Below are 9,062 nucleotides of genomic sequence, written 5' to 3' on the forward strand. Positions count from 1 at the left end.
GCGAATCGGGGGGTTCAACGGATGCCGGCAGCACGCGCGAAAGAGGCGAACGAACGCAGCGAGCAACGCATCGATCAGCAATTGGTCGAGCGATACATGGGGGGAGACCCGCGTGCCTTCGCAGCGATCGTCCAGCGACACAAGGCGCGGCTCCTTTTCGTGGCCCGTCGCTACTCCCGCAACGAGCACGACGTGCAAGACATCCTGCAGGAAGCCCTCTTCCGTGCCTCCCGCAACCTGCACACCTACCGCTCGGAGGCGACCCTTTCGACGTGGCTGCACCGCCTTGTCATGAACTCGGGGTACGACCACGTCAAGGCCTCACGCAAACGCACGCGCGACGTCAGTATCGACGACGAACAAGCGCTCAGCACCGACGCTAACCCCTATCTCGCTTACGACCCCACTGCCCACCTCGCGCGCACCATCACGCTGCGCCAAGCCCTGCTCAACCTGCCCGCCACGCAGCGTAGGGCGCTTCTGCTTATCGACGTCGCCGGTTACAGCGTCGACCACGCCGCGACCGAGATGGGCGTGCCGCCCGGAACCGTCAAATCTCGTCGCGCCCGGGCTCGCACCGCGTTGGCACGCGCCGTCGATTCGCCGGAACGACCGCACGAAACAAACGCCTAGCTGGCTAATCGACGCCCCCCTGACCGCCGAGTAGACTAGCGCCGAGTTGCCGCGGCACCGCCGCACCCAACGCACGTGAGTTAGTGGGAGAACACCAACAATGACCAAACCCGGCTTCACCTTCGTGGTGCCCAAGCTGAACACCACACCAGCACCACAGGAGGTGACCCCCGTCAGCCCCGAAAACTCCGATGGAGCAACCCACGATGTGATCATCGTGGGTTCGGGCCCCGCCGGATACACCGCCGCCCTCTACGCGGCGCGGGCCGAGCTCGCCCCGCTCGTCTTCGAGGGCTACGAGTTCGGTGGCGAGCTCATGAACACCACTGAGGTGGAGAATTATCCCGGGTTCGAGAACGGGATTATGGGGCCGGAGCTGATGACCAACATGCGCGCCCAAGCGGAGCGCTTCGGGGCCGACTTGCGCCCCGAGCTGGTCGACCGGGCGGACTTCTCCGGTGAGGTGAAGAAGGTCTACGTCGGCGGTGTGGAATACAGCGCCCGCGCTGTCATTTTGGCAACAGGCGCCGCCCCCCGCCACCTCGGCGTCCCGGGAGAGGCGGAGCTCACCGGACGAGGCGTGTCCACGTGCGCCACCTGCGACGGATTCTTCTTCAAGGACCACCACATCGCCGTCGTCGGCGGCGGGGACTCCGCGATGGAGGAAGCGACCTTCTTGACCACCTTTGCCACGAAGGTGTCCATCATCCACCGCTCGACGAACTTCCGCGCCTCCAAGGTCATGCTGCAGCGCGCCCGAGACAACGACAAGATCGAATTCGTCACGAACTCCGTGGTGGAGGAAGTCCTCCAAGGCGACAACAAGGTCGCCGGGCTTAAGCTGCGCAATGTCGTGGACGGCACCGAGTCGGTCCTCGACGCCACCGCGATGTTCGTCGCGATTGGCCACGATCCCCGCTCCGGGTTCCTCGACGGCCAGGTGGCAACGGACGCCGCCGGCTACGTGACGGTGGAGGAACCGAGCACGCGCACGTCCCTCGAGGGCGTGTTCGCCTGCGGAGACCTGGTCGATTCGACCTACCGCCAGGCCATCACCGCAGCCGGCTCCGGTTGCCGCGCCGCCCTGGATGTCACGCACTACCTGCAATCGCTCCCCGCGCGTTAGAGTTAGACGCTCGCCTTGTCCAGCATTGAAGGAGAATTCGCCCGCCATGACTACCTCGGTACCCGTTACCCAGGCCTCGTTTACGTCCGAGGTCGTTGAGGCGACGACTCCCGTCATCGTCGACTTCTGGGCGCAGTGGTGCGGCCCCTGCGCCAAGCTCTCCCCGCTGCTGGACGGTGTAGCGACCGATCTGTCCGGCGCCGTCAAAGTGGTCACTGTCGACGTGGATGCCGAGCGCGGACTCGCCGCAATGTACCAGGTCATGTCTTTGCCGACGGTGCTGATCTTCAACGACGGGCACGTCGTCGACCAGTTCGTCGGACTCCTGTCGAAAGACGAGATCCTCGCCCGTCTCTCCCCGCTGTTGTAGTGGGAGGTGCCCGGGTTTCGTCGACAAGATGTCGGCAAACAACGGGCCGCGGATACGATAAGGTCAAACTCAACTCGCGATAGAAAGGCGATCCGTGTCAGACATTCTCCGGGCAGGCGATTCGAGCCCTCGCGTAGCCGAGGTCCGCTTGACTCTCGCGCGGTTGGGTATGTTCGACGACTTCGACCGCAACGTCAGCGATTGGAAGAGCCGCCAATTCTCGCGCGAAGAGCTTCTTTTCGACGCCACACTGGCCGAGTCCCTGAAAGCCTTCCAGCAGTCCCGCGGCATTGTCCCCTCGGGCGACATCGACCAGGTGACCCTGCGTGAGTTGCGGGAGGCATCGTACACCCTGGGTGCGCGCGTGTTGTCCTACCAGCCTGCGCAGATCATGGTCGGCGACGACGTGCGACAGCTCCAGGAGCAGCTCCAGGAGCTGGGCTTTTACCCGCACCGCGTGGACGGCCGCTTCGGCCCCCGGACCCACGAGGCGTTGGTGAACTACCAGATCAACTCCGGCCTCCAAGACGATGGCGTGTGCGGGCCCGACTCGTTACGCGCGCTGAGCCTGCTGGGGCGGCGCATCACCGGCGGCTCCGCGCAGGCGATCCGGGAGCGGGAAAGCGTGCGCGAGGCCGGCCCGTATCTGGCCGGCAAGCGCGTTGTGATCGACCCGGACCTGGGCAATAGCGACCGCGGGATGACCGTGCGGGGACCCTACGGCGACATCTCTGAGGAGGAAATCCTCTGGGACCTGGCCAATCGCATCGAGGGCCGAATGATCGCCGCCGGGATGGAAACGATCATCTCTCGCCCCCGCGGGGACAACCCATCCACGAAGGCGCGCGCGGACCTGGCAAACGGGTTCAACGCGGACCTGCTCATCTCGTTGCAGCTGGACCACTACCGCAACGAGAAAGCCAACGGTGTCGCCTCATTCTACTTCGGGTCGGAGTCGGGAGCGTCTTCCCTGACCGGTGAGACGCTTTCGGGGTTCGTCCAGCGCGAAATCGTCGCGCGGACGGATCTGCGCAACTGTTTCAGCCACGGCCGCACCTGGGACATTCTGCGCATGACGCGCATGCCCTCGATCGAGATCGTGGCGGGATACTTAACTAACCCGGGTGACGTGGCCATCCTGACCAACCCGCGCCAGCGCGACGCCATCGCCGAGGCGATTGTGGTGGCCGTTAAGCGGCTCTACCTGCTGGACCAGGACGATAAGCCGACCGGCACCTACACCTTTAGCGAGCTGCTCCAGCAGGAACGGGCAAACTAGCCCCTACCCTCGATGAGCGACATGATGCGCTCGAAGTCGTCGCGGTCCCCGAACTCCACAACGATCTTTCCTTTCCGCTTTCCCATCGTGACGGAGACCCGGGTGTCCCACTCGTCGGCGAGGCGGTGCGCCGCCTGCGTGAGAAACTCCGGCTGGGGCGCCGGCTCGCGCTTCGCCGGTCGGGGGGCCTGACCCCGGTTGAGCAGGGTCACCGCTTCCTCAGTCGAGCGCACGCTCAGGCCCTCGGCCACGATTCGCTCGGCGAGCTGTTCCTGCGCCTCGGCGGCGCCCTCCTCCAGCCGGACCCCCAGCAGGGCGCGGGCGTGGCCGGCGCTGAGTACCCCGGCGGCGACGCGTCGCTGGACGTCTACCGGCAAGTTCAAGAGCCGAATGGCGTTGGTGATCACCGGACGGGAGCGGCCAAGCCGGTCCGCCAGCTGCTCCTGAGTTACCCCGAACTCCTCCAGCAGCTGCTGGTAGGCGGCCGCCTCCTCGAGCGGGTTAAGCTGGACGCGGTGGATGTTCTCCAGCAGCGCATCGCGCAGCATGTCCGCGTCGTTGGTCTCGCGCACGATCGCCGGGATATGCTTCAACCCCGCGCGGGAGGCAGCCCGCCAGCGGCGCTCACCCATAATGAGCTCAAACCCGTCCTGCGTCTCGCGCACTACGATGGGTTGCAGCAGGCCGAATTCCTTGATGGAGTGAACGAGCTCCGCGAGTTCCTCATCGTCGAAGACCTGGCGGGGCTGCTTCGGGTTCGGCTGAATCTGGCCGACCGGTATCTCCTGGTAGCGGGCTCCTACGGGCACCGCGACGGACGCGGGGGACGGCGCGGATGGGCTGACCGTGGGGGCACCGGGAACCGACGGGGCACCTGAGACCTTTTCGCTTGCCCGGGGGCGCTTGGAGCCACCTATGATGACGTCAGCGGCGCCCTCCCCGAGGCGCCCCGTCTTGCCCGTCGTGTCCGTCGTGGCGGGGCTGGACGGAATGAGTGCGGCAAGACCGCGGCCGAGGCCGCCTTTGCGTTCTTGGGCCACTGTCTTACTCCTGCTCTTCGCTTAGTTGGCGTGCCACTTCAGGGCTGACACCGATGGGACCGGTGGTTTCGTGCGGCTGGTAGTCCCCGCGCGAGGCGAGTTCGCGGGCCGCGTCAAAGTAGGCCAGGGCTCCGCGCGAACCCGGGTCATAATCCACGACCGTTTGACCATACCCAGGGGCCTCGGACACCTTCACGGAACGGGGGATGACGTTGCGCAGCACCACCTGGCCGAACTGGTTGCGCACCTCCGCGGCGACTTCTTCCGAGAGCCTCGTGCGGGCGTCGAACATCGTGAGCAGAACCGCCGAGATGTGCAGGTTGTGGTTCAGGTGCTCGCGGATCATGCCGATGTTGCCCAGCAGCTGGCCCACGCCCTCCAAGGCGTAGTACTCGCACTGGATGGGGATAAGAACTTCGTCCACGGCGGTCATCGCGTTGATGGTCAGCAGGCCGAGGGAGGGCGGGCAGTCGATAAACACGTAATCGAAACCCTGTTCCTCAATGTATCCCCGCCGCAGCGCGTCGTGCAGCCGATACTCGCGCCGCACTAGGCTGACGAGCTCGATTTCCGCACCCGCGAGGTCGATCGTCGCGGGGATGCACAACAGGTTGTCGTTGCCCGGGCTGGGTTGGGCAGCCTCCGCCGCCTCCGCCTCACCGATGAGCAGCTCGTACGTCGATATCGTGCCGGCGCGGTGCTCCACGCCCAGCGCCGTCGAGGAATTGCCCTGCGGGTCGAGGTCTACTACCAACACCTTCAGGCCTTGGCGCGAGAGCGCGGCGGCAAGGTTGACCGAGGTCGTCGTCTTGCCGACGCCACCCTTTTGGTTCGCGACCGTAAAGACCCTGGGGGCGGCCGGTTTGTCGAGCTGAACGGAACCGCTGGAAAAGCGCGCAGCGCGACGTGCGGCTGCGGCTATGGGCGTGTCGTCCCACTGGGGCTCGCCCAAAGAGCCAGTTTGCCCCGGCTGTTCGTCCATCATCCGTTCCACCCTGCTTCGATCCGCCACAAGTTCACTCACGCGTGCGCCTACAACCTTAACGTCTGCCCCTGGCGCGGGTTAACGGGACAGGTTAGCAAAGCCGCGGGATGCGCACGATCGTTGTAGGTTCATTCAGCAGGTCCTCGCCTACGGTGAGAATGTCCGGCATTCCACCACCCGCCGCCTCGATCAGATCGCCGTCGCGGTGGGCTTCTTCGACCACGCTTGCGCCTTTCATCGCCACCATCGCGCCTCCCGGGCGCACGAGAGGCAAGGACCAGCCAGCGAGTTTTCCCAGCGGGGCGACGGCGCGGGAGGTGACGACGTCGAAAAGCGACCGCTCCTGCTCTTCCGCCCGGCCCCGCACCACGCGGACGTTGGACAGTCCGAGCTGGTCAACCACTTCTGAAAGGTACATGGAGCGCTTGAGCAGGGGCTCGATGAGGGTGATAGACAGGTCCGGCCGCGCGATCGCAAGCGGGACACCGGGAAGCCCGGCGCCCGAGCCAATGTCGGCTACGTGCGCCCCGTCTTCGAATACCTCCGCGATCACCGCGCAGTTGAGGATATGCCGGCTCCAGAGCCGGCCCACCTCTTTGGGGCCGATGAAGCCGCGCTGCGCCGCCACTGTGGCCAGCGAGGCGTGATACGCCTCAGCTAGCGGCAGGCCCGCACCAAAGACACGGCGCGCGGCCGCGGGGACAGCTTCTAAGCTGCCTTCAGGGGTGGTCTCCGACACGGCTGTGCACTCCTTCGCGGGAACGGGGGGTTGAGCTAGCAGTCTCCGACTCTAGTAAACCGGCCCGACACGCAAACAACCGCCGCCCGGCGGGGGACGGCGGTTGTATGAACGTCGTAAAGTTACATGCCCTGGCGGCGCTGCTTCTTGGACCTCTTGTCCACGCGGCGCGCTCCCACTTGGGGTGCGGAGGCGGCCTTGGCGGCGCGCTTGGCCTCCTCTTCGGCGGCTTCTTCTTTATCCATCTTGTCGAAGACGATTCGGGTTTGGAAGAAAGTCCACACGTTGTTGGCCAGCATGTAGAAGAGCAAACCGATGTGCCACAGGAAGCCCGAGCCCAAGATCATCACCGGGAAGATCCACAGCATCATCTTGTTCATCATCTGCATCTGGGTTTCCATCATCTGGGCACTGTCACCCGTGGGGACGTTGACCTTGCCGGATGCGCGACGCTCGTTCTGCCGAGAAATGGACAGGCGGGCGTTGAGGTGAGTGAACACGGCGGAAAGGATCACGAGGGGGAGACAGACCGCGATGATGTTCGCGCGGCTGAAGTCCAGGCCCGTGAACGCGGCGAAGGCGCTCTCCGGCATGGACATGTACGCCGACAGCGGGACCCCGAAGAAGTCGGCGTCGAGGAAGGAGCGCACGTCCTCGGGCGAGAAGAGGTAGTTTGCCGTGTTGCGGTTGTCCTCAACGCTCATGCCCAGCGAACCCGGGCCCGTGCCGGTGCGGTTGAAGGAGCGCAGCACATGGAACAGGCCGAGGAAGACCGGCATCTGCACGAGAGGCACGATGCACGACGCGAGCGGGTTGGTGCCCATCTCCTTGTACAGCTTCTGGGTTTCCTGCGCCATCTTCTGCTGGTCGTTTTTGTACTTGGCGCGGATTTCCTGCATCTTCGGCTGCATTTCCTGCATCTTGCGCGCGGAGCGCATTTGATTCACCATCGGCTTGACCAGCACGACGCGGATGGTGAAGGTAAGGAAGACGATGGCCAGGATCCAGGAAAAACCGGAATCAGGCGAGAACATCGCTCCGAAGATCTTGTGCCAGAACCACAGCACCGCTGAGATAGGCCAATAGATGAAATTCAGCACTTGGGGTAGTCGCTCCTAGTCGGTTTCAGGTGGGCCATTTTCACAGCTTGTCGACGCTCCCCGGGACCGGGTCATACCCGCCCGGGTGCCAGGGACCGCACTTGCACACACGGCCGGCGGCGTAGGCACCACCCTTTACTGCTCCGTGGCGCGCCACCGCCTCCAGCGCGTAAGCGCTGCACACAGGCACGAAACGGCACGTGCCCGCCATCTTAAGGGGTGAGAGGAATTTTTGGTAAAGGCGCACCAGCCTCACCAGCGCCCGCGCTGCCGGGCCCCGCGCTGGGGGGATTTCCGCGCCGAGGAAGTTGTAGTAGGCCATGCGCTTGGTCTACCTCAGCTCCGGCCCCGGTGTCACCGGAAGCTTGCGGCGCGCGCGATCGATGCAAGACGACACATCGTCGGCAAGCTCCGCGCATGTGGCCGCGGCAGCGGGGGGCAGGGCGCGAACGACGATGTCGTACGAGCGATCGAGGTCACCCCGCGCCGCGAAGCACACGTGGCGGAGCTTGCGCGACAGCGAATGCCGCGCGACGGCGTTGCCCACTTGCTTGGACACGACGAGCCCGAACCGCGGGCCGCCGATGATGGCGGTCTCGGTCCGGGCTCGCAGATGCACCACGACGGTGCGGGACCCCGCCCGCGCACCCGACCTCATCGTCTGACGAAAGTCAGCCGAGGACGACAGTTTGTGCGCCTTGGGAAGCACAGTTCTACAGGTATCCAGTGCCGGGATGAGTGCGGGGACTAGTGAAGGCCCGCGCCTAGGCGGTCAGCTCGGAGCGACCCTTGCGGCGGCGGGCGGAAACGATGGCGCGGCCGGCGCGGGTGCGCATGCGGGCGCGGAAGCCGTGCTTGCGAGCACGACGGCGGTTATTCGGCTGGTAGGTCCGCTTAGACACGGAGTTCTCCTTGCGTGTGTCGACGGCCAGCGGCGGCGCGTTGCTACACGCACGCCTCCCGGGGAACAGACCGTCCCGGTATGGAAAGATTCCCGAGATGCCAGGCGTCGCGTCCGGCTGCATTCCGGCTCGCGCGTCTCGCGTGCAACACCTGCGCTGACTCGCCTCGACGGCGGCCCGGTGCACTGCGCCGATGTTGCTCTCAAGCGCATCGGGTCCGGGGCGTTTGGGCTCTCGCCGGCCCGCCCAAGTCGATGCGACAGACGCTAGACAGACTACGGGAACAATCACCCGTCGGCCAAATTGACACGCCGCTCGTGGAAGCCTACGCGACAGGCACCCCCGAAATTACAAAGCTGTGTTTCTTTGCAGGTCAGCTCGCGGCGAATCGCGACACGCCGAGATTGCCTGCGACTTGGCTGGGACCTTCCGCCCAATATCGACCGCCACACGAGTTATCCACAGGGGTGACATTGAGACGTGCGTGGACACGGCACACGGCGAGCGGGTACCAATGTTTCATCCTCACAACTTCACACAACCCTCTCCCCACATGGCTGTGGATAACTTTTAACTAGTGGTTGAGACTTGGGGTTTACGGTGCGTATACCCCCAGTTAAACGCGGTTTTCGACCGTTCGCTACGTTATCCACAGACTGATGCGGACCTGTGAATAACAACCCCACTGGGGCTTACTCACAACTGTGGATAAAACTGTGGAACACAAGGTGAGAGACCCTGCCTTGTCCACTCGGCGTGTGGACAAGGTGGTGAACCACCTAAGAAGCACCTTGCTTTAAGACCTGCTTGAAGACACGAATTAATTGAAAGACGGGACCAACAACGCTGTGGCAAACCAAGACATCGAAGCATTGTGGCGCGAACGCT

11 protein-coding genes are annotated in these 9,062 nt (G+C 64.5%); 4 read left to right on the plus strand and 7 right to left on the minus strand.

Features of this window, described 5'->3' with window-relative positions; genetic code table 11:
- The first annotated feature begins 21 nt into the window (after positions 1–21).
- The 4 genes from CAPI_RS09550 (at position 22) to CAPI_RS09565 (ending at position 3,408) form a co-directional block, all read left to right on the plus strand.
- Complete coding sequence (locus CAPI_RS09550) at positions 22–633, plus strand: sigma-70 family RNA polymerase sigma factor (protein WP_018017211.1); 612 nt, start codon at positions 22–24, stop codon at positions 631–633.
- 100 nt (positions 634–733) lie between these two features.
- Complete coding sequence (gene trxB, locus CAPI_RS09555; RefSeq protein ID WP_018017212.1) at positions 734–1,759, plus strand: thioredoxin-disulfide reductase; 1,026 nt, start codon at positions 734–736, stop codon at positions 1,757–1,759.
- 46 nt (positions 1,760–1,805) lie between these two features.
- Positions 1,806–2,129: a thioredoxin gene (trxA, locus tag CAPI_RS09560; protein ID WP_018017213.1), complete on the plus strand. Its 324-nt coding sequence runs from the start codon at positions 1,806–1,808 to the stop codon at positions 2,127–2,129.
- Positions 2,130–2,223: 94 nt separating this feature from the next.
- Positions 2,224–3,408 carry an N-acetylmuramoyl-L-alanine amidase gene (locus CAPI_RS09565; RefSeq protein WP_018017214.1) on the plus strand — a complete coding sequence of 395 codons (1,185 nt, stop codon included), beginning with the start codon at positions 2,224–2,226 and terminating at the stop codon, positions 3,406–3,408.
- On the opposite strand, the gene CAPI_RS09570 is transcribed toward CAPI_RS09565, so the two are convergent.
- From CAPI_RS09570 to rpmH, 7 genes are all read right to left on the minus strand, one after another.
- Positions 3,405–4,448, minus strand: coding sequence for a ParB/RepB/Spo0J family partition protein (locus tag CAPI_RS09570; RefSeq protein ID WP_018017215.1), 1,044 nt, complete (start codon positions 4,446–4,448; stop codon positions 3,405–3,407). The genes CAPI_RS09565 and CAPI_RS09570 overlap by 4 nt on opposite strands.
- A 4-nt stretch (positions 4,449–4,452) precedes the next feature.
- On the minus strand, positions 4,453–5,433 hold the full coding sequence (locus CAPI_RS09575; RefSeq protein WP_018017216.1) for a ParA family protein: 981 nt from the start codon (positions 5,431–5,433) through the stop codon (positions 4,453–4,455).
- A 91-nt stretch (positions 5,434–5,524) separates the two neighbouring features.
- Positions 5,525–6,172 (minus strand): 16S rRNA (guanine(527)-N(7))-methyltransferase RsmG, encoded by a 648-nt coding sequence (gene rsmG, locus CAPI_RS09580; protein ID WP_018017217.1) that lies wholly within the window; start codon positions 6,170–6,172, stop codon positions 5,525–5,527.
- A 122-nt stretch (positions 6,173–6,294) separates the two neighbouring features.
- A complete protein-coding gene (yidC, locus tag CAPI_RS09585) occupies positions 6,295–7,272 on the minus strand; it encodes a membrane protein insertase YidC (RefSeq protein WP_018017218.1) in 978 nt (325 codons plus the stop codon).
- 40 nt (positions 7,273–7,312) lie between these two features.
- Positions 7,313–7,594 (minus strand): membrane protein insertion efficiency factor YidD, encoded by a 282-nt coding sequence (gene yidD / locus CAPI_RS09590; RefSeq protein ID WP_018017219.1) that lies wholly within the window; start codon positions 7,592–7,594, stop codon positions 7,313–7,315.
- A 9-nt stretch (positions 7,595–7,603) separates the two neighbouring features.
- Positions 7,604–7,981 (minus strand): ribonuclease P protein component, encoded by a 378-nt coding sequence (gene rnpA / locus CAPI_RS09595; RefSeq protein WP_018017220.1) that lies wholly within the window; start codon positions 7,979–7,981, stop codon positions 7,604–7,606.
- Between the two features lie 55 nt (positions 7,982–8,036).
- Positions 8,037–8,174 carry a 50S ribosomal protein L34 gene (gene rpmH / locus CAPI_RS09600; RefSeq protein ID WP_026157081.1) on the minus strand — a complete coding sequence of 46 codons (138 nt, stop codon included), beginning with the start codon at positions 8,172–8,174 and terminating at the stop codon, positions 8,037–8,039.
- Positions 8,175–9,062: the final 888 nt, after the last annotated feature.

It is taken from the genome of Corynebacterium capitovis DSM 44611 (assembly GCF_030440535.1).
GTDB lineage: Bacteria > Actinomycetota > Actinomycetes > Mycobacteriales > Mycobacteriaceae > Corynebacterium > Corynebacterium capitovis.

Excerpts from the sequence above, each read along its gene's own strand:
- CAPI_RS09550 (WP_018017211.1), top strand. The coding sequence starts at position 22 with ATGCCGGCAGCACGCGCGAAAGAGGCGAACGAACGCAGCGAGCAACGC.
- trxB (WP_018017212.1), top strand. The coding sequence starts at position 734 with ATGACCAAACCCGGCTTCACCTTCGTGGTGCCCAAGCTGAACACCACA.
- trxA (WP_018017213.1), top strand. The coding sequence starts at position 1,806 with ATGACTACCTCGGTACCCGTTACCCAGGCCTCGTTTACGTCCGAGGTC.
- CAPI_RS09575 (WP_018017216.1), bottom strand. The coding sequence starts at position 5,433 with ATGATGGACGAACAGCCGGGGCAAACTGGCTCTTTGGGCGAGCCCCAG.
- yidD (WP_018017219.1), bottom strand. The coding sequence starts at position 7,594 with ATGGCCTACTACAACTTCCTCGGCGCGGAAATCCCCCCAGCGCGGGGC.